The organism is Nocardia sp. NPDC046473 (assembly GCF_040645995.1).
Taxonomy (GTDB): domain Bacteria; phylum Actinomycetota; class Actinomycetes; order Mycobacteriales; family Mycobacteriaceae; genus Nocardia.
In genome coordinates this window covers 872,197-891,311 of record NZ_JBEYZJ010000001.1, presented here as the reverse complement: position 1 = coordinate 891,311, position 19,115 = coordinate 872,197, and the positions used below count along the sequence as shown (strand labels likewise).

The following is a 19,115-nucleotide window of genomic DNA, read 5'->3' as shown; positions in this document are numbered from 1 at the left end:
GCAGGACTATTCGACGATCTGCCACTGCGAGGTCAGGTCGGCGATGAGCTCGGGCAGGCGCGGGACGAGGCGGCCACGGGCGAGTTTGTTCCAGAACGGCTCGCCGAGCACGGCGGGAGCGAGCGCGGGATTCAGTTCCATATCGATATGGCGCGGGACGAGGTCGCCGGTGATGTAGGTCCAGCGGGTGTCGCGGTCGGCCCAGTTGAAGTCGGGCAGCGGGGTGCGCAGGGCCAGCGTGCGGCCGCCGAGTTCGGCGCGGACGGTGGCCGGGGCGAACACGCCCGGAGCGCGCACGCCGGGCACCGCGGGTTTGCCCGCGATGGTGCTCACGTAGGTGAGCACGCGGCCGATCGGGGCGCGGCCCGCCGAGGTCGCGTCCCACTGGTCGGCGATCACCCGGTTCTGTTCGCGGTCGGTCATCCGGATCAGCGCGTCGATGTAGCCCTCGCGGGTGCCGGACGCGATCGACTGCCATGCGGTGTGGATGTCGGCGTCGAGCACGCCCGCCTCGTACATCTCGTCGATGCCCCGCATGCCGAGCGCGACATAGGCCTCGTGCATCGGGACCAAGTCGGTGAAGATGTGCCGCTGCATGATCATCAGCCGGGTCTGGTACCAGGCGAGGTCCTCGGCCGTGAGCCGCGAGCCCTCCTGGCCGAGCAGACGGATGTCGGCGGGCAACTCACGCACCAATTCCGGCGGCGTGTTGCGCAACAGGTCGGCGACGGCATCGCCGAGTTGATGGATGCCGGGCACGTCGAGCACCACACCGACGTCGCTCATGTCGAAGAACCCGGAGGCGAACGAACCGCCCGCGATGCCCGCCAGCCCGGCCCAGTAGAACTCGGGATGCTGCGTGGTGAGCCGCAGGTAGTTGACGTACACCTGGTTGAACGTGCGCTCGTTGGCGGGTACGCCGCGCGGCGGATCCCAGGCCGCGAGATCGATGCCGGCGTTGCGGGTCGCGACGACCAGCCAGTACTGGTGCAGCAACGTCGCATACCGGCGTGGCGACACACCGTCGGCGCGCGCTTCGTCGACCGCTGCGGCCAACGCCGACTCATCCAGCGGGAGCGCCGGATTCAGCCCGCCGCCGCCCGCACCGTCACCGTTGACGGAGGGCAGATCCAGGTAAGCCGCGTAGGCAGGGGCCGCCTGAGCGGCCGGGACAGCAGCGAACCCGAATACGAGACACAAAGCGAGCCCGACGATTCGGGCGAGCAGCCGGGCAGGTCGTCCGGCGGTGGCGAGGTGCGTCATTGCTAGTCCCGAACTCGTTCGAAGGCCAAGGCCATGTCTGGCAAAGGTCTTTGCCAGATCACGTGTTCAGCACACTAGCAACATGTTCTAGTCGGCGATCAACAAATTCGGTCACTTCGCGACCGGCCGGCAATTGTCGAGCGTCAAGCCCGCTACTCGACAAGATTCGCGAAGCGGATGAGGCCGCGGGCGGACGCGACGATCAGCGCGGCGCGATATCGCCTTGGGGCAGCACACTTCCGGGCACGACATCGACGGGCGCGGACCGGCCGTCGACCACTGCGGGCACCGTGCTCGTCGAGGTGTCGCCACCCCAGTCCCCCGCCCGCAGGTGCGCCAGCGTGATGAGCGCGGCCACCACGAGCGCGCTCAGTAATGCGGCCACCGCCAGGACGGCGAAACCGACCTGCGCCTGTTCGACGAGCTCGCCCGGGTGCGCGCCGCTGGGCCGCCGCACGGTGGAAGTTCGTGTGCCGCGGTCGTATACGGCGACCCCGCCGGGCCTTGCGCCACGCGGGCGGCGGTCGACGATGGAGCGGTGGGTCGAATCCAGGGGCCGCGTACGCAAGGTGCCTCGATGCACCCGCGGGACCGTTTCGAAGGCCAGGTCGATCTCGGCCGAGTCGATGTCGCGCGGGTCGACCTCGCGAGTATCGATGTCACGGGCGGCGTCGACATGCGGCACGAGAGCCGCTCCTGGCGCGCCGAGCTCCGTGTTGATGTCGCTGATCGCAGTGCTCATCGGACAAACCTCCGTGGTGGGTGCTCCGTCTGTGTTCGAGCTGGGTCGTTCGAGCTGGGCGGACCGGTCGGGCTGGTCGGTACCGCTGTTCAGTGCCGCTTTTCGATGCATTGTTCGCTCAGGTGTTCGAAGAACTGATGTTCGATTTCTACCACGCGCCACCGACAATGTCAGCAGGAAACGCCCGACACTCCTCGAACAGATGTTTGAAACATCGGCTCGACCGGACTAGATTCGAAAGACGAAATTCAAGACAGGCCATGCACAGATATGCCGGGCGACGGATCAGCCCGGACACAGCAAGGAAGGGCGGTTGCGGTGAGGCACACAGACGACACGGGCGTAGAGAGCGAAGGCGGCGCCGACACGGCGGTTACCGGGGCGGATCTCACCGTGCGTCAGCGCAAAGTGCTGGACGTGATCCGGTCTTCGGTGAGCGAGCGCGGCTACCCGCCGAGCATCCGGGAGATCGGCGACGCCGTCGGGCTGACGTCGACCTCCTCGGTCGCTCATCAGCTGCGCGCGTTGGAGCGCAAGGGCTTTCTGCGTCGCGACCCGAATCGTCCACGCGCCGTGGACGTTCGCGGCCTCGACGAGGTCGGGCGCGCGGTCACCAGCCTGCACGCCGCCACGGTGGACGAATCCGACAGCGCCGCAGTCGATCCGAGCAGGCCGACGCCGACGTTCGTGCCGGTCCTCGGCCGGATCGCCGCCGGTGGCCCGATCCTGGCCGAGCAGGCGGTCGAGGACGTGTTCCCGCTGCCGCGCGAACTGGTCGGCGAGGGATCGCTGTTCCTGCTGAAGGTCGTCGGGCAGTCGATGATCGACGCGGCGATCTGCGACGGCGACTGGGTGGTGGTGCGGCAGCAGAACGTCGCCGACAACGGCGACATCGTCGCCGCGATGATCGACGGCGAGGCCACGGTGAAGACGTTCAAGCGCACCGGCAAGGATGTCTGGCTGATGCCGCACAACCCGGTGTTCGAACCGATCCCCGGCAATGACGCACAGGTACTCGGCAAGGTCGTCACGGTAATCCGCAAGATCTAGCCGAGCTCGATACCCGAACGGCCGCACGGTGATCCGGGTGGCCGTTCGTTTCGCCGGTCCGACGATCATCCGCCCAGGCCACGGGCGTTCACAGCATATTGCCAGCGAGCGCCCAGCGCCTTCACCGCTGCGCCGGGCATGCTCCTGCGGTGACCACGATCAGCGCCGGACCGGCCCTGCACGATGCGACCGACCCTGCCGACACGCCCGAGCCGGACAGCCTGGCACCGGCCACCCGCTGGGAGCGGGTGGGACTGGCCGCGCTCCTGATCGGCACGGCTGCCGCGTATTTATGGCACATCACCGTCAACGGCATGGGCAACAACTTCTACGCCGCGGCCACCTGGGCGGGCTCGCGGAACTGGAAAGCGCTGCTGTTCGGCTCCCTCGATCCCGGCAACTTCATCACCGTCGACAAACCGCCGGTCTCCCAGTGGGTGATGGGCCTGTCCGGCCAGGTGTTCGGATTCAGCAGTGCGAGCATGCTGATCCCCCAGGCCCTGATGGCGGTCGCCGCGGTCGCCCTGACCTACGCCGCGGTCACCCGCGCGACCGACAGCCGCGGCGCCGGACTGCTCGCCGGGGCGACCCTGGCGGTTACGCCGGTGGTGGCGTTGATGTTCCGGTTCAACAACCCCGACGCAGTGATGGTGCTGCTCATGACCGCGGGCGCGTACTGCACCATCCGGTCGCTGCGCCACGCCAGCCCGCGCTGGCTGATGCTGGCCGGTGTCGCCCTCGGGTTCGCGTTCCTGGCCAAGATGCTCGAGGGGCTGATGGTGCTGCCCGCCCTGGGCATCGCCTACCTCATCGTCGCACCGACCACGCTGCGGAATCGGTTGTGGCACTTGACCGGTGCGGCCGCCGCGCTGATCGTATCGTCCGGCTGGTACGTGCTGCTGACCATCCTGTGGCCCGCCTCGTCCCGTCCGTACCTGGCCGGATCGACGAACAACACCTTCATGGACCTGGTCCTCGGATACAACGGGTTCGCGCGATTCCTCGGCCAGAACCATCGAGGCGGCGGCAACCGCTTCGAGCTGCCGGCCGGCTACGAGATGCCGCGCGATCTCGGCGGCGGTGGGTTCGGTGGGTTCGGCGGATCGGGCCATTGGAAGTTGTTCACCGGTGAGATCGGCTTCGAGATCTCCTGGCTGCTGCCCGCCGCGCTGCTGGCGTTCGTGGTGGTGCTGGTGTCTCGATGGCGCGCGCCGCGCACCGATCAATTGCGTGGGGCCGCTTTGGTTTTCGGGCTCTGGCTGGTGATCGACGGCATCGCCTTCACCACCATGAAGGGTGGCATGCACGCGTACTACACCCTCGCGATCGGGCCTGCGGTGGCGGGCATGTTCGCCCTCGGCGTGCACGAAGCGTGGCGGCGGCGCGACCAGGTGTTCGGCCGAATCGGTTCCGCCGCACTGGTTCTCGCGACCGGCGGGTGGGCTTTCGTGCTGCTGGGGCGCAATGCCGACTGGCTGCCGTGGCTGCGCTGGACCCTGCTCGCGATTTCGGTGCTCGCCGCTCTCGGACTGCTCGGCACCGCCGTCCCCGCCGTGTCGAGCAGGCTCCGCACCCGGGCCACCTCGGTATTGGTGATCGCGGGCGTGCTGGCCGGGCTCGGCGGCACCTCCGCCTACGCGGCGGCCACCCTGCCGCAGGAACACGTCGGCGGCGGGCCCTCCGTCGGCCCCGCCAAACCCGAAACACCGGGCCCCGCAAACCAAATCCGCCGCGCCGTCACCGCGTTCCTGGACGGCACGACCGAACCTCAGGTCTCCGAGATGCTGCGCAACACGACCACCACCTGGTCGGCGGCCGTCGACCGGTCCTCGACCGCCGCGAGCCTGGAACTCGACAGTCGCACACCGGTGATCGCCATCGGCGGCTTCACCTCCGACGACCCGGTGCCGACCCTCCCCGAGTTCCAGCGCCTCGTCAGCACCCACCAGGTGACGTACTACCTGGCCCAAGAGGTGCAGTTGCCCGATTCCTGGAAGGTCGCGGACCAGCCGGGAGTCCTCACGGAACCGGGCCGGCCGAAGAGCAACGGACTGTGGCGGCCGTCCGGAAACAAGGAGATCGCCGATTGGGTTGCCGCCCACTATGACTCGGTCCACATCGGCAACGTCGCGGTCTATGACCTGACGAAGCCGCACTGATCATCAACCCCAGCTACGACCTGAAACGTGTCGGTGGGTCGTGAGAGGGTAGGGATCGTGGCTACCTGGCGCGATTTCGAGAACGAAGCCCCACAGTTGGCAGCGGAGGTGAAGCGACGATTCCAGGTACACGAGAGTCATGTGCTGGCAACGATTCGCCGCGACGGGTCTCCCCGAGTGAGCGGATCCGAAGTCGCCTTCCACGACCCGGACCTCACCTTCGGCTCCATGCCCGGCGCGAGGAAAGCCCGCGACCTCCAGCGCGACGGCCGATGCGCGATCCACGCCCACCCATCCGACGGTGACGCCAAGATATCCGGCACCGCAATCGAACTCACCGATCCGGCCGCGCGCGAGGCGGCCGGCGCCGCCCCGGCGGGGGAAGATCACGCATTCCGCCTCGAGCTCAGCGCCGCCGTCTTGACCAGCGTGGACCAGGAACAGCAACTGCTGGTCGTCGAGGTGTGGAGCCCCGGCCAAGGCGTACAGGTCACCAAGCGCCGCTGAGTCCGTAGTCAAGTTGACTGGGCACCCACCGCACTCGGCGACCGGTCCGCACCGGCGTCGAGCGCCTCGAGGACCGCGGCTGCTCGATGGCGGTCACCTCCAGGGCAAGCTCGTCCTCACCGCCTGATCCCGCGGACAGAGGATGGGGTTTCGCGATCAAACGGAACACGGTGCGTGGCCGCGATCAAGATCACGGGGAACTGGGTGCTGGGATCGGTCCGAGAGGGCACCTGCACCAGTTCCCCATGATCATGAATGTCGTCGACAAAGGCGCGACCTGAGATCAGTGTCGTCCGGCCAGTCGCTGGTTGGTGACGTGTAGTTGGCGGTCGGTGCTGGTTTCGAGGTCTTGGACCTGGTTGGGATCCAAGCGGCCGCAGAGTCGTCCCCAGTGCACGGCGACTTGGTCGCCGGGGGTCACGTCGGGGACGGCCGAGTAGCCGTCGGTCCAGATCTCGGCGTGCTGGGGTGTGGGGTCCGACAGGCGCAGTTCGCGGTCGTCCCACACCAGTTCGCGACGGTTGAGCGTGATATCGGTTCCCACGCAGTCGATTACGGTGCCCCAGGAGATGCGGCAGCCATCTAGGACCTGGACCGGGTGGTTGCTTTTTCCCTTGCCGAGCAGGCGAGTCCACGGGTAAACACCGAGCACGTGGAAGCAGTGGTTGGCGGCGGCCTCGGTGGCGAGGTCGGTGGTCAGGTGCGTCCAGTAGTGGCCGGCCATCGGACCGATGAGGGCGAGCAGCTCGGCTGCGAACGCGTCGGGGTCGAGGTCCGCGCCGATACCGCCGCCCAGCCAGTACGATTCGACGAGGCGGTGATCCAGTGGGTCGGCGATCCCGGTCAGTTTGGACATCACCTGGAGGTAGGGCCACGCGCCGGAGAACTGCCGGGCCACCGCGCGCACGTCGGCCTCGGCGCCGCCGCGCAGCGCGACGGCTTCCGGTGGGCCGCAGTAGCCGAGCCGGTTCGGCGCGTAGGCGTACCTGGCGAAGAACTCGGTCCCGCTGATGACCTGCTCGATCGTGAACTCCTCTCGATAACCTTCATTCTCAACAGATCCGGGGCAGCTGCTCCCCGGCCGGAAGGTCGACCACGCGGGTGCCGCCGAGCGCGGTCCGCGCGACCACCATGCCCGGGTGTTCCTCGACGCAGACACCGATGGCGGCGGCGCGGGAGCCGAGCGGATGCTCGCGCATCGCGGCGAGCACCATGTCCGCCTCCTGCGGCGCGACGAAGGCGACCAACTTGCCCTCGTTGGCGACGTACATCGGGTCGAGCCCGAGCAGACCGCACGCGTCGCGCACGGCGGCGGGCACCGGTAGCTTCCGCTCATCCAGTGACACACCGACTTTCGCGGCCCGCGCGATCTCGTTGAGCGTGGCCGATACGCCACCGCGGGTGGGGTCGCGCAGGACGTGCAGGTCGGCGCCGGTGGCCAGCATCGCGGCGACCAGGCCGTTGAGGGGCGCGGTGTCGCTGCACACGGTGGTGCCGAATTCGAGGCCCTCGCGGCAGCTCATCACCGCGACACCGTGCACCCCGATATCGCCGCTGACGATCACCACATCACCGACTCGCGCCCGCTGCGGCCGGATGTCGACGCCGTCATCGACAATGCCGATGCCCGCGGTGTTGATGAAAATGCCGTCGCCGTGCCCGGAATCGACCACCTTGGTGTCGCCGGTGACCAGGGTGACGCCCGCCGCGAGCGCTGCCGTACCCACCGCCTTGGCGACCTGGGCGATCTCGGCCAGCGCGGTGCCCTCCTCCAGGATGAACGCGGTGGACAGCACCATCGGGCGCGCGCCCGACATCGCGAGATCGTTGACCGTGCCGTTCACCGCGAGATCGCCGATCGAGCCGCCCGGGAACAGCAACGGCTTCACCACGAACGAATCGGTGGAGAACGCCAGGCGGACACCACCGAGGGTGATCACCGCGGAATCGCCGAGCCCCGCGTCCGCGGCCGCCCCGAACGCGGGCAGGAAGAGGTGCTCGATCAGCTCGCCGGACATCGCGCCGCCACCGCCGTGACCCATCACGATGTTGGGCGAGTCCCGCAGCGGCATCGGGCAGACCCAGCTCTCCATGTCGATGGTCGCCCCCGCGACGACCGTTTCGTCAGGCATGAGCCACCTCCGCGGGCAGATCCAGGCGCCGGTACAGGTAGTAGGCCGCGCACGCGCCCTCGGAGGAGACCATGGTGGCGCCCAACGGGTTCCGTGGCGTGCACTCCTTGCCGAACGCGGCGCATTCGTGCGGTTTGATCAGGCCCTGCAGTACCTCGCCGGAGCGGCAGATCGATGACTCGTCGGTGTGCATCTCGCTGACGGAGTACCGGAGCTCGGCGTCGTAGTCCTGATAGCGCTCGGACAGCTTCCAGCCGCTCTGCGGGATCATGCCGATCCCGCGCCAGGCGCGGTCGGTCACGTCGAAGACGTCACGCAGCATCGCCCGGGCGGCCGGGTTGCCCGCCGCCTGCACCGCGCGCGGATAGGCGTTCTCCAGTTCGTATTTGCCCGCCTCCAGCTGAATCACCGTGCGGCGGATGCCTTCCAGGATGTCGAGCGGCTCGAAGCCGGTAACCACCATCGGCACCTTGTATTTCGCGGCCAGCGGCGGATACTCCTCGGTGCCCATCACGCTGCAGACGTGCCCGGCGGCGAGGAAAGCCTGGACCCGGCAGCTCGGCGACTCCATGATCGCCGCGATGGCGGGCGGGACCAGCACATGCGAGACGAGCAGCGAGAAGTTGTCGATACCAAGGCGTTTGGCTTGATACACGGTCATCGCGTTGGCCGGGGCGGTGGTTTCGAAGCCGATGCCGAAGAACACCACCTGACGGTCGGGGTTCTGCCGCGCGATGTTCAGCGCGTCCAGCGGCGAGTAGACGACGCGCACGTCGCCGCCCTCGCTCTTGACGTGGAACAGGTCCTTCTGACTGCCCGGCACGCGCAGCATGTCGCCGAACGAGCAGAAGATCACGCCGGGGCGGGCGGCGATCGCCAACGCCTTGTCGATCACCTCGAGCGGGGTGACGCACACCGGGCAGCCGGGGCCGTGGATCATCTCGATCTGGTTCGGCAGCAGCTGGTCGATACCGTGCCGGATGATCGAATGTGTCTGTCCACCACAGACTTCCATGATGGCCCAGCGGCGCGTGGTCACGCCGCGGATCTGGTCGAGCAGCTTCGCGGCCAGTTCCGGATTGCTGAACTCGTCGAGATACTTCATGGCGTCACCTCTGTATTCGGTTGCGGGGCTGTTTCGGCGGCCGTGGGGTCGGCGAGCCCGGCCTGTTTGGCGGCGAGGGCGAAGCCGTCGCCGAATTCCTCGTTGAGCACGCCGAGCCGCTCGAATTCGGCGAGGGTGCGCAGCGCCGATTCCTCGTCCAGGCGCTGGATCGCGAAGCCGACATGGACGACCACGTAGTCGCCGACCGCCGCGTCCGGGATGTATTCCAGGCACACGTCTTTGTGCACGCCGCCGAAGTCGACGACCGACATCAGGGTGCCGTCCCGCTCCTGCAGGTCGAGCACCTTTCCTGGTACTGCCAGGCACATGGCCGCGCTCCTTTCCTCATCCCGCGCTGACGGCGAGTAGTTGTCCGAACGCGAGTCCGCCGTCGTTGGGCGGCAGCCTGCGATGGGTAATGACGTGAAAGCCGTTGTCCTGCAACAGGGCGCGGGAGCGCGCCAGCAAGAGGGCATTCTGGAAGACGCCGCCGGAGAGGGCGACAGGGGACGACGGTGCCGAATAGGCCACCGCCAGTTGGAGAATCAGGTACGCCACCGCGTCGTGGAAACGCGCGCCGACGACGGCGGCCGGGACACCTTGTGCCGCATCGGCAATTACCGCAGCGAGAACGGGGGCCGGGTCGAGCAGAGCGGGGGTGGTTTCGTCGGCATGCACCGCGAACCGGTATCCCGCGTCGTCCGAAACGCCGCGAGCCAGCCCTTCGAGCTCGATCGCCGCCTGCGCCTCGTAGTCCACCACGTGCCGGACGCCGGCCAGCGACGACACCGCGTCGAACAATCTGCCCATGCTGGAGGTCGGCACACAACCGAGGCCGGTCTCGAATTGATGGTTCAGCACGGCACGTTCGTCGGCGGGACAGGCGCGCACCGAAGGGATCGACTCCGACCAGTCGATACCCGCCGCCCACAGGTGCGCCAGCGCCATCCGATACGGCCGCTGCACGCTCACGTCACCGCCCGCCAATGGCGCGTACTTCAGATGGGCGAGCCGCCGAAACCCCTTGTAACCGGCCGAGAGCACCTCACCACCCCATACTGCGCCGTCCGGTCCGAACCCGGTGCCGTCGAAGGCGATACCGAGAACCGTTGCCGCCGCACCCAATCCGTGCTCCCCCATCACCGAGGCGATGTGGGCGTGATGATGCTGCACCAGGCGCACCGGGCGGTCGCCCGCATTGCGCTGCGCCCACGCGGTGGAGCGATAGCGTGGGTGCGCGTCGGCGACAAGCTGGATCGGCTGAACGCCGGTGAGCTGCTCGAGATGGTGTTCGGCGTCGTCGAAGGCCCGCAGCGTGGCGAGGTCGTCCATGTCACCGATGTGCTGGCTGAGCCACGCGTATCGCCCGTCCGCCACCGCGCACGTGTTCTTCAGGTCCGCGCCCACCGCCAGCGTCGGCGGCATCGGGATGGGCAAGGCCAGGGGCAGCGGTGCGTAGCCGCGAGAGCGGCGCACCGGCAGCTCGATGCCGTCGACCACACGGACTACCGAGTCATCGCAGGGGACGAGGATGCGCCGGTTATGCGACAGCCAGCCGTCCGCGAGGCCGGTGAGGCGAGTGCGGGCATCGTTGTCGTCATAGCAGATCGGCTCACCACCGAGATTGCCTGAAGTCATCACCAACACCTGCGGGCCGGGCGGATCGCCGGGCAACCCGAACAGCAGCAGGTGCAATGGGGCGTACGCGATCATGACGCCCAAATCGGGATTGCCAGGAGCTACCGACGCCGCCGGAAGCACATTTACGGCGAGACTCGCACGATCGGTGGGCAACGCTTCGTCGGCAAGCACCGTGAGCCCAACGTCATTGCTGCCTTCGAAGCCGTCTGGCGTCCCGGATCCACCGGGCACCAGGCCGGCGTCTCCCTCGATGCCGATCGGAACATCGGACCGAACGCGCGACCGCTGGCCGGACGCAGCGCGGCGAGCGAGCAGCACTATCGGCCGCGCGGGGCTTGCCAGTAACGCGGCGGCCGCGGCATCGACTTCGACAATCGCGCGGGCGGTATCCAAGTCGGGCACCATGACCGCGAAAGGCTTGTCGCCGCGGCGCTTTCGCCTGCGGAGTTCGGCGACGGCGGATTCGTTGGTGGCGTCGCAGGCGAGGTGGTAGCCGCCGATGCCTTTGACGGCGAGGATGCCGCCGTCGCGCAACAGGTTTCGGGCGGCGGTGAGAGGGTCGCCCGGGCCTGTGTAGGCGAGGGTTGGGCCGCAGTGGGGGCAGGCTATCGGCTGGGCGTGGAAGCGGCGGTCGGTGGGATCGGCGTATTCGCGGGCGCAGTCGGCGCACATCGGGAAGGCGGCCATCGAGGTGTGCGGGCGGTCGTAGGGCAGGGTGGCGATGATGGTGAAGCGGGGGCCGCAGTTGGTGCAGTTGATGAACGGGTGGCGGTGGCGGCGGTTTTCGGGGTCGGCGAGTTCGCGGGCGCAGTCAGCGCAGAGTGCGACGTCGGGCGAGGCCAGGGTGCGGCCCGCGCCGTCGCGGGTGGTGTCGGCGATGTGGAAGCCGGTGCCGCCGCGCAGCGGGATGGTGTGCTGCTCGACCGATTCGACTACAGCGAGGGGCGGCGGACGCTCGCGTACCCGGCGCACGAATTCGTCCAGATCGGCTGGTGTGCCCTCGATTTCGATGAGCACGCCGGAGCTGTCGTTCGATACGCGGCCGGCCAGCGCCAGTTCGGCGGCGGTGGTGTAGACGAACGGCCGGAAGCCGACCCCCTGCACCACGCCGCGCACCACCACCTTGCGCCGCGACCGGTGCACGGTCATGGTTCTTCACCGCTCCCGAGCATGCGCAACCCGGCCAACGCCGCCGCCGCGCCCGCCTCGTCGGTCTTCTCCATCACGAAACCCATATGGATGATCACCCAGTCACCGGGCCGCGCCGGATCATCCTCCAGCAGACCGATATTCACCTTGCGCTTCTCGCCCTGGACATCGACCAGCGCGATCTGATTGTGGTAGCCGTCGAGGATTTCGACGACGCGGCCGGGAATGCCAAGGCACATCGGTCATTCCTCCTGTCGAGCTGCTGTAGGCGTGGGGCGGGCGGATTCGACGATCGGCACCGGCGACAAATCCGCGAGGACTTCGACGACGGCTGCCACCGCCGTATCCACAGCGGCCGCAACGGGTTCGGACAGCCCCATCCTCTCGTCCACGGACTCGACCTGGCAGCCGATCACGTAGGTCGGGGGCAAGGTGCCGCCGAGGGCACGGACGCTGGCGAACACCGCCTCTGGATTCATGGCGTGCGCATCGAGGTTCGCGGCACCGTCGCTGTCGGATTCGGCTTGGAACACCCGGATACGGCCCGGCGCACCGCGATTCGGTAGTGCGTCGATCAGTACCAGCGCGTCCCACCCGTCAAGCAGATCGTACGCGAGGTGCATGCCGCGGATGCCGTAATCGATCACGCGCACCGCGGGGTCGGGATGGCGTGGCAGCCGCCGCACCACCTCCGGCCCGAATCCGTCGTCGCCGAGGAAGATATTGCCGATCCCCGCGACCAGCACCGTCCTCGTCACTACATATGACGAATCTTCAGGTACCGCCGCAAATCCGGTATCGATCGCACGCCGACATAGGCGGCTCCGACGACGATCACCGCGACAACCGCGGTCGCAACAATTCCGACGATCTCCATATCGGACCTTCCTTTACTTTTCGGGGCTGATGAGTGGTTCGATCTCGTCCGGCGCGAAATACAGGTAGCGGCCGTACCATTCGTGCAGGTCGGCCGCCGGGTCGTCGTCGATGACGACGCCGACGTGGGCGTGGCCGTCGACGTCTTCGTGCACGGAGGTGACGCGGGCGAGCTTGCCGTCGAAGAACAGGTCCTGCGCGTCGGCCCGCCGGGACGGGTGCAGCCGTACCTTGCTGCCCTTGCGCACCCGCACGCCGCCGATCGATACCGCGTCGGACTCGGGTTGAACGGCGTTGTCGGCCAGCGGATCCCACCAGTCGACACCCTCGGGGATTTCCGGAATCAGTTGCGGTTGCCCGAGATGCGGGTCGCGCAGCACGCCGTGTAGCTGCTGCATCGACTCCGGCGTCATGGCGTCGCAGCGGTCGATGATCTGGGCCGCCCGCGGATCGGTGGCGCGGGCCTGCGCTTTTTCGTCGTCGGTCATCGTCATCACGCGCAGCGTGAGGATCTCGTCGATCTCGGTGGAGTCGAACAGTGGACCGTCGCTCTGCTCGGCGATCTCCGGGTGGTCGTAGAGGATGATCGGCGAGATCAGCAGCAGGCTCCGGTCGCCGGGCGGTCCGGCGAGCACCGGGAACCAGCGGTCGCGCGCACACCGGGCGGCGGCGTCGGCCGCATCGTCCAGTGGTTCGAGCAGCGAAATGAACTGTCCGTCGGTGACTTCGGCGATGATGTGGGCGCCGATCAGCGAGCGGGCGATCGCGTCGCGCTGATCCGTCGCGGCCGCGCCGGTATTGCGGACCAGTACCGAGAGCCGGAGGTAGCCCGCGTCCTGATCGACGGCGAGCTCCAGTTGCGCGTCCAGCGCGAGGCGGGTGCGCACCAATCGACCGGCCGCCTCGCCTGTCGCGTTGGCAATGTCTTCGGTATCGGTGCCGCCCGGCACCTGCACCGGCCACGTCCCGGCGGCGAGCGGCACTGGGCCGATGACGATTTCGCGCTCGACGGCCTCGTCCCAGGTGATCCACGAACGCGTCCCGACAGTCAGTTCCGCGATCCGCGCCCCGTCCCGATCCTCGACGGCGCGCCGCTGCAACTGCAGGAACCGGACCGTCAGGGTGATCGCCGTGTCGGCGGTCGCGTCGATCAGACATTGCGCCGACATACTCGGCTCTTCGCCGAGCCCGTTCGCGGCGGCGCCCTCGGGGCCGAGCACACCGAACTGCCAGCGCGACTGGTTCTTTCGGGAGCTCGCGCGATAGGGATACAGCAGGTAGCCCTCGTACAGCACCGCGTCGGCGACGGCGCGCGCTCTGGCCCTGGTCTCGGCGGTCATGACGGCGCCTCGCCGGTCGATGGAGTCTCTTCCGGGCAACGCGCCAACAACGAAGTCACCGCGTCGTCGAACCCGAGCATCCCGTGGTCGGACTTGTACGCGGCAAGCGCGTCCAGGGTCTCCCTGGTCAGCCGCACCCAGCCGGAGTTCGGATAGTGCGCGGCCATCACGTCACGCCAGACCTGTACCGGCATGTCGAACTTGTCCTCACGGTCCCACGGGATCTGCTGAATCCCGAAACCCGTTGTCCCTTTGAGGAATACCGTGCCACTGAACAGAAAGAGCAACGGCACACTGCCTGCACGCAGCGCATGCAGATATTTGGACCCGGTCACCTCGAAGTCGTAGGTGACCGGCATCGGCAGATCCACCTCGGACCCACCGCTGAACCCGCGAATCATGGTGGCACAGTGCATCCAGAGAAAGGTCCGCTGGGTGTCGCGCCAGCGTTCCCGCGGCCCGAACAGGTCCGCCAGGCCTTCGCCCTCCTCCTCGGAGTAGCGGCGCCGGTGCGGTTCGATGCGCACCTGCGCCCGCAACGCGATCGCGTGCACGGGCTCATCGGCGAGCGAGGCGATGCCGATGCGCGCGGTCAGATTCGGTGCGACGGCGTACGGTTCCGGCTTTATGTCCAGTACCGCGAAGGTCATCGAGTTGACCGGGCTCATCACGCACCGCCCGGTCGAGCCGGTTTCGCGCGAGCGGACACGGCGGCAAAGAACTCGTCGAGATAGTCGTGCACATCCTGCCCGCCGTCGAAACCGCGCCACAGCGTGCGCATCCGGCCGACGAACTCGTAACAGGTGTCGATCGGCAGCAGCAGGCACACGGCATCGCCGGTGCCGTGCTCCGGCACCCGGATGAGCAACGCCTCGACATCCGGTGCCAGCACGGTCAATTCGGGATGCCGATCCAGGACCGCCTGCCATTCGGCAAGCGGCAGTTCGGATTCGGTGGCACCGGCCGGCCCCGGGTAGAACGCGACGGTCCGATCAAGGGCCGAGTTGCGGAAGAAGAAGGCAAGGCCCACCGGGATTTCCAGGCCGTCCCACTCCCCCTGACTGATGGTGAACTCGGGGAAGTGCAGATAGCGGTCCGGCACCGCGCGGTAGCGCAGCTGCGCGCCCTGATCGGTGAACAGCAGATAGCACCCGCGACAGGTGCACATCAGCTGTCGGCCTTCGACATTCACCACATGCTGGTGTTCGTCGGAGATCGGCTCGGCGCACATCTCGCACCGCTCGCCGACCGGCGCCACGGGGGGCCGGTCGGCGGTGATCCGCCGCAGGGCGCGAAACGGCGAGGTCACCCACTCACCCCCACCGGTACCGCCACCGACAGTTCACCGGAACGCACCAGCACGGGCAGCGGTTCGAGATGCCCCTCGCCGTCCACTCGCGCGCCGGCCCGCACCGCATCGAAATGCGCGAGACAGTTCGGGCAGCGCAGCACCGCGTCGCCGACCGGATAGCCGACCCGCCGATGCAGCGCGGCCCCGGCCAGCGAGCTGTCGCAGGCCGGGCAGTGATCCCGATAGGCGAACAGGTTGTCGCCCACCCGGCAGGCCAGCACGATCAGCCCGGCGATGTCGAAACCGCCCACCTCGCCCGGCTGCAGTTCCGCGAATTCCGGTACCGCCACCCAGTTTCCGGCGGGCTGGCCGGACTGCTGTCCGTTGGCGTGCACCCGAGAGAACAGCGAGTCGGCGGCGATAACACCCGCCGAAGCTGCCTGCGCTTCCGCCACCTCGATGGACACGATCTCGGGCGCGGCGGCTCGCACCGCGTCCTCGACCGCCAGCTCCAAGGTCACCGACGACGACGGACAGGTCTTGCAACTGCCCGACAGCTCGAGCCGCACCACTCCGTCGGCGACGCCGAGCAGCGCCACGTCCCCACCGTGCGACCCGAGGTAGGGCCGCACGGTGTCGAGGGCCGTCCGCACCCTGGTGTGCACGTCGTGCGGGTGCAGTCCGTGCACCAGCAGCAGGCTGGCCACCAGATCGTCGCGGACGAGGCGATCGATCGTGTCGGTGTCGTTGCCGAGCAACCGCAGCACCCGTTGCAGCCCGGCGCCGTACAGATCCGCGACCTCACGCACCAGATTCTCGGCGCGCTCACGGGCCATGGCCCCGCCCGCCGAACTCGCGTCCAGCAGGGTCTCGATCCGTTCACCCGCTGTGCGCCAGCGGGTTTCGTCGTCGAGTGCGGTGTCTGGCTGGTCTCCCGGGCGATCGTCTACCGTCATCTTCTCCGACCCTCCGCTCGACCGGGCCTCACTCGGCGGTCAGCGTTTGCGTCGGTGAGTGCAGTTTCTCCAGCGTCTTACCGTTGCCGAGATACATGTGCACGCCGCACGGCAGACAGGGATCGAAGCTGCGCACGGTGCGCATGATGTCGATGCCCTTGAAGTGCTCGCGGTCGTTCTCCTCGAAGATCGGCTGCCCCTGCACCGCGTCCTCGTACGGGCCCGGTGTGCCGTAGCTGTCGCGCGGGTTGGCGTTCCACGGCGTCGGCGGGTACGGGTGGTAGTTCGCGATCTTGCCGTCCCGGATCACCATGTGATGCGACAGCACGCCGCGCACTGCCTCGGTGAAGCCGCAGCCGATGCCCTCGTCGGGCACCTCGAACTTCTCCCAGGTCTTGGTGTGGCCGGCCCGGATCTCCGCCAGGGCCTTCTCCGCGAAGTGCAAAGCGCACGCCGCGGCATAGGCCTGGAAGTAGGTGCGGGCCCGGTTGCGTTCGATCGTGTTGCTGCCGTGCACGGGGATGTGCCATTCGAAGCTGACCGGTCCCTTCAGCGCGGTCTTCGGCAGGTTGATCTGCACGCTGTGCCCGGTCGACTTCACGTAGCCGATGTCGACCAGCCCGGCCAGTGCCGTCGGCCACAGGCGGGCGAGCGGCCCACCGCCGGTGTCCAGCGCGAGATGGTCCTTGCCGTCGTACCAGCGCGGCGACATGACCCAGCTGTACTTGTCGTCCATGTCGCGCTTCTGCGGCCGGGGATTGGTGTGCTGGTTCCATGGGTGGCGCCGGTCGACCGGATTGCCTAGCGGGTCAGACTTGACGAACATCTCCTGATCGGTCCAGTCGTCGTAATACGAACTGCCCAAAAGGATTCGGATGCCGAGGTTGATATCGACCAGCGACGTCGTGACCAGCCTGCCGTCGACGACAACACCCGGAGTCACGAACATCTTGCGGCCCCACTCCGCCATGTCCTTGTAGTTGAAGTTGCAGAAATCGGGGTCCTGGAACGAGCCCCAGCACCCGAGCAGGGTGCGGCGCAGGCCGACCTGTTCATAACCGGGCAGCGCCTCGTAGAAGAAGTCGAACAGGTCGTCGTGCATGGGCACGACCTTCTTCATGAACTCGACATAGCGCATCAGCCGGGACATGTAGTCGGTCATCAACTGAATGGTCGCGACCGTGCCGACGCCACCGGGATACAACGTGGACGGATGCACGTGCCTGCCTTCCATCAGGCAGAACATCTCGCGCGTGTACCGGCTGACCTGCAGGGCTTCCCGGTAGAACTCGCCGGTGAACGGGTTGAGCGCCCGCATGATGTCGGCGATGGTCCGGTAGCCGTGGTCGTTGGAGTGCGGCGAGAGCGTCTTCTCCGCCATCGCCAGCACGCCGGGATTGGTCTCGGCGACCATCCGTTCGCAGAAATCGACGCCGACCAGGTTCTCCTGGAAGATGTTGTGGTCGAACATGTACTCGGCGGCCTCGCCGAGATTGACGATCCACTCGGCCAGGTTCGGCGGCTTCACCCCGTACGCCATGTTCTGGCAGTAACAGGAGCACGTCGCGTGGTTGTCACCGCAGATGCCGCAGATGCGGCTGGTGATGAAGTGCGCGTCGCGTGGATCCTTGCCCTTCATGAAGATCGAGTAGCCGCGGAAGATCGATGAAGTGCTATGGCACTCAACGACTTCCCGGTTCTCGAAGTCGATCTTGGTGTAGATGCCCAGGCTGCCGACAATGCGCGTGATCGGATCCCAGGCCATCTCCACGAGACTGTTGGGGTCGATCACCTTGCGCGACGGCTCGGGGATGATGGCAGTCATCGAAGATCCTCCTACCAGGTGCGAGTCGCGCCAGTCGTCAGCTTCTCGCCCTTGTGCCGCCAGCGCGGCTCCTTGTCGACCGTGCGGCCGGTGATGTGTCGGAGGCTGCGGATCATGGATCCGTAGAGCCCTGATGCGGCGGAGGAGAGCTTCCCGCCGGGTGGTTCGTCCATGAATGGCATGAACTTGTCGGGGAAGCCGGGCATCGTGCAGCCGATGCAGATGCCGCCCACGTTCGGGCAGCCACCGACGCCATTGATCCAACCGCGTTTGGGCACATTGCATTTCACAACCGGGCCCCAACAGCCGAGTTTGACAATGCATTTCGGCGAACCGTATTCGGTCGCGAAATCGCCCTGCTCGTAATAGCCTGCGCGGTCGCATCCTTCGTGCACCGTCGCGCCGAACAACCACTTGGGTCGCAATGCCTCGTCGAGCGGGATCATCGGCGCTTGACCGGTGGCCATGTAGAGCAGATAGGTGAGCGTCTCCGACAGATTGTCCGGCTGAATGGGACAGCCGGGCACGCAGACAATCGGAATGCCCGCCTTGCTCTGCCAATCCCAGCCGAGGTAGTCGGGCACCCCCATGGCTCCGGTCGGGTTGCCTGCCATCGCGTGGATGCCGCCATAGGTCGCGCAGGTACCGACCGCGACTATCGCGGTCGCTTTCGGCGCGAGACGGTCCAGCCACTCGCTGGTGGTCATCGGCTGGCCCGTCGCGGGGTTATTGCCGAAACCACACCAATAGCCTTCATCGTGCAGGTTTTCATTAGGTATCGAACCCTCTACGACCAGCACAAAGGGTTCCAATTCGCCTCTATCGGCTTTGAAAAACCACTCCAGGAAGTCGTCGGCCCCACCGTTCGGACCGCACTCGAAATCGATCAGCGGCCAATGCACCGCAATTTTGGGCAGCCCAGGTAGGGCACCCAAGGCGATCTCTTCGATACTTGGCTGGGTGGCGGCGGTTAGTGCTACCGAGTCGCCATCGCAACTGAGACCCGCATTGATCCAGAGCACATGGATCAGAGTCTCTTCGGCTCGCACTGCTTCCTGAGTTGGCATCTAGCTGCCACC

The 19,115-nt window shown here is 67.3% G+C and carries 18 protein-coding genes; 3 read left to right on the top strand and 15 right to left on the bottom strand.

Going from position 1 to position 19,115, the window contains the following annotated elements; genetic code table 11:
* Positions 1-6: 6 nt before the first annotated feature.
* Both ABZ942_RS04295 and ABZ942_RS04290 read right to left on the bottom strand, forming a co-directional pair.
* Positions 7-1,263, bottom strand: a complete 1,257-nt coding sequence (locus ABZ942_RS04295; protein WP_357378889.1) for a hypothetical protein — start codon at positions 1,261-1,263, stop codon at positions 7-9.
* A 202-nt stretch (positions 1,264-1,465) separates the two neighbouring features.
* Positions 1,466-2,005 carry a hypothetical protein gene (locus tag ABZ942_RS04290; protein ID WP_357378887.1) on the bottom strand — a complete coding sequence of 180 codons (540 nt, stop codon included), beginning with the start codon at positions 2,003-2,005 and terminating at the stop codon, positions 1,466-1,468.
* A 318-nt stretch (positions 2,006-2,323) separates the two neighbouring features.
* On the opposite strand from ABZ942_RS04290, the gene lexA reads away from it, so the two are divergent.
* The 3 genes from lexA to ABZ942_RS04275 all read left to right on the top strand — a co-directional run bounded on the left by lexA (position 2,324) and on the right by ABZ942_RS04275 (position 5,721).
* Complete coding sequence (lexA, locus tag ABZ942_RS04285; RefSeq protein WP_357378885.1) at positions 2,324-3,055, top strand: transcriptional repressor LexA; 732 nt, start codon at positions 2,324-2,326, stop codon at positions 3,053-3,055.
* Between the two features lie 158 nt (positions 3,056-3,213).
* Positions 3,214-5,214: a glycosyltransferase family 39 protein gene (locus ABZ942_RS04280; protein WP_357379374.1), complete on the top strand. Its 2,001-nt coding sequence runs from the start codon at positions 3,214-3,216 to the stop codon at positions 5,212-5,214.
* A 57-nt stretch (positions 5,215-5,271) separates the two neighbouring features.
* Positions 5,272-5,721, top strand: a complete 450-nt coding sequence (locus ABZ942_RS04275) for a pyridoxamine 5'-phosphate oxidase family protein (protein WP_357378883.1) — start codon at positions 5,272-5,274, stop codon at positions 5,719-5,721.
* A 283-nt stretch (positions 5,722-6,004) separates the two neighbouring features.
* Here the strand turns inward: ABZ942_RS04275 and ABZ942_RS04270 are convergent, their stop codons facing one another.
* From ABZ942_RS04270 to ABZ942_RS04210, 13 genes are all read right to left on the bottom strand, one after another.
* Positions 6,005-6,745 carry a DUF6390 family protein gene (locus tag ABZ942_RS04270; protein ID WP_357379372.1) on the bottom strand — a complete coding sequence of 247 codons (741 nt, stop codon included), beginning with the start codon at positions 6,743-6,745 and terminating at the stop codon, positions 6,005-6,007.
* A 28-nt stretch (positions 6,746-6,773) separates the two neighbouring features.
* Positions 6,774-7,853 (bottom strand): hydrogenase expression/formation protein HypE, encoded by a 1,080-nt coding sequence (gene hypE, locus ABZ942_RS04265; protein ID WP_357378881.1) that lies wholly within the window; start codon positions 7,851-7,853, stop codon positions 6,774-6,776.
* The gene (hypD, locus tag ABZ942_RS04260; protein ID WP_357378879.1) at positions 7,846-8,958 is read right to left on the bottom strand and encodes a hydrogenase formation protein HypD; all 1,113 of its coding nucleotides are present in this window, start codon (positions 8,956-8,958) and stop codon (positions 7,846-7,848) included. Before hypD ends, hypE begins: the two co-directional genes overlap by 8 nt.
* On the bottom strand, positions 8,955-9,287 hold the full coding sequence (locus tag ABZ942_RS04255; protein WP_357378877.1) for a HypC/HybG/HupF family hydrogenase formation chaperone: 333 nt from the start codon (positions 9,285-9,287) through the stop codon (positions 8,955-8,957). The genes hypD and ABZ942_RS04255 overlap by 4 nt, the downstream gene beginning before the upstream one ends.
* A gap of 16 nt (positions 9,288-9,303) precedes the next feature.
* Positions 9,304-11,748: a carbamoyltransferase HypF gene (locus tag ABZ942_RS04250; protein WP_357378875.1), complete on the bottom strand. Its 2,445-nt coding sequence runs from the start codon at positions 11,746-11,748 to the stop codon at positions 9,304-9,306.
* Positions 11,745-11,987, bottom strand: a complete 243-nt coding sequence (locus ABZ942_RS04245; protein WP_357378873.1) for a HypC/HybG/HupF family hydrogenase formation chaperone — start codon at positions 11,985-11,987, stop codon at positions 11,745-11,747. Before ABZ942_RS04245 ends, ABZ942_RS04250 begins: the two co-directional genes overlap by 4 nt.
* Before the next feature lie 3 nt (positions 11,988-11,990).
* The gene (locus ABZ942_RS04240) at positions 11,991-12,506 is read right to left on the bottom strand and encodes a hydrogenase maturation protease (RefSeq protein ID WP_357378871.1); all 516 of its coding nucleotides are present in this window, start codon (positions 12,504-12,506) and stop codon (positions 11,991-11,993) included.
* Positions 12,507-12,638: 132 nt separating this feature from the next.
* Positions 12,639-13,964, bottom strand: coding sequence for a hypothetical protein (locus ABZ942_RS04235; protein WP_357378869.1), 1,326 nt, complete (start codon positions 13,962-13,964; stop codon positions 12,639-12,641).
* Positions 13,961-14,632: a DUF6084 family protein gene (locus ABZ942_RS04230; protein WP_357378867.1), complete on the bottom strand. Its 672-nt coding sequence runs from the start codon at positions 14,630-14,632 to the stop codon at positions 13,961-13,963. The genes ABZ942_RS04235 and ABZ942_RS04230 overlap by 4 nt, the downstream gene beginning before the upstream one ends.
* Positions 14,632-15,273 (bottom strand): DUF5947 family protein, encoded by a 642-nt coding sequence (locus tag ABZ942_RS04225; RefSeq protein ID WP_357378865.1) that lies wholly within the window; start codon positions 15,271-15,273, stop codon positions 14,632-14,634. The genes ABZ942_RS04230 and ABZ942_RS04225 overlap by 1 nt, the downstream gene beginning before the upstream one ends.
* Complete coding sequence (locus tag ABZ942_RS04220; RefSeq protein ID WP_357378863.1) at positions 15,270-16,211, bottom strand: NifU family protein; 942 nt, start codon at positions 16,209-16,211, stop codon at positions 15,270-15,272. Before ABZ942_RS04220 ends, ABZ942_RS04225 begins: the two co-directional genes overlap by 4 nt.
* A gap of 28 nt (positions 16,212-16,239) precedes the next feature.
* The gene (locus ABZ942_RS04215; RefSeq protein ID WP_357378861.1) at positions 16,240-18,036 is read right to left on the bottom strand and encodes a nickel-dependent hydrogenase large subunit; all 1,797 of its coding nucleotides are present in this window, start codon (positions 18,034-18,036) and stop codon (positions 16,240-16,242) included.
* Positions 18,037-18,047: 11 nt separating this feature from the next.
* Positions 18,048-19,103: a hydrogenase expression protein HypE gene (locus ABZ942_RS04210; protein WP_357378859.1), complete on the bottom strand. Its 1,056-nt coding sequence runs from the start codon at positions 19,101-19,103 to the stop codon at positions 18,048-18,050.
* Positions 19,104-19,115: the final 12 nt, after the last annotated feature.

Coding starts and splice junctions, on each gene's coding strand:
- ABZ942_RS04295 (WP_357378889.1), bottom strand. CDS start 1,263: ATGACGCACCTCGCCACCGCCGGACGACCTGCCCGGCTGCTCGCCCGA.
- ABZ942_RS04290 (WP_357378887.1), bottom strand. CDS start 2,005: ATGAGCACTGCGATCAGCGACATCAACACGGAGCTCGGCGCGCCAGGA.
- hypE (WP_357378881.1), bottom strand. CDS start 7,853: ATGCCTGACGAAACGGTCGTCGCGGGGGCGACCATCGACATGGAGAGC.
- hypD (WP_357378879.1), bottom strand. CDS start 8,958: ATGAAGTATCTCGACGAGTTCAGCAATCCGGAACTGGCCGCGAAGCTG.
- ABZ942_RS04255 (WP_357378877.1), bottom strand. CDS start 9,287: ATGTGCCTGGCAGTACCAGGAAAGGTGCTCGACCTGCAGGAGCGGGAC.
- ABZ942_RS04250 (WP_357378875.1), bottom strand. CDS start 11,748: ATGACCGTGCACCGGTCGCGGCGCAAGGTGGTGGTGCGCGGCGTGGTG.
- ABZ942_RS04245 (WP_357378873.1), bottom strand. CDS start 11,987: ATGTGCCTTGGCATTCCCGGCCGCGTCGTCGAAATCCTCGACGGCTAC.
- ABZ942_RS04235 (WP_357378869.1), bottom strand. CDS start 13,964: ATGACCGCCGAGACCAGGGCCAGAGCGCGCGCCGTCGCCGACGCGGTG.
- ABZ942_RS04230 (WP_357378867.1), bottom strand. CDS start 14,632: ATGAGCCCGGTCAACTCGATGACCTTCGCGGTACTGGACATAAAGCCG.
- ABZ942_RS04220 (WP_357378863.1), bottom strand. CDS start 16,211: ATGACGGTAGACGATCGCCCGGGAGACCAGCCAGACACCGCACTCGAC.
- ABZ942_RS04215 (WP_357378861.1), bottom strand. CDS start 18,036: ATGACTGCCATCATCCCCGAGCCGTCGCGCAAGGTGATCGACCCCAAC.
- ABZ942_RS04210 (WP_357378859.1), bottom strand. CDS start 19,103: ATGCCAACTCAGGAAGCAGTGCGAGCCGAAGAGACTCTGATCCATGTG.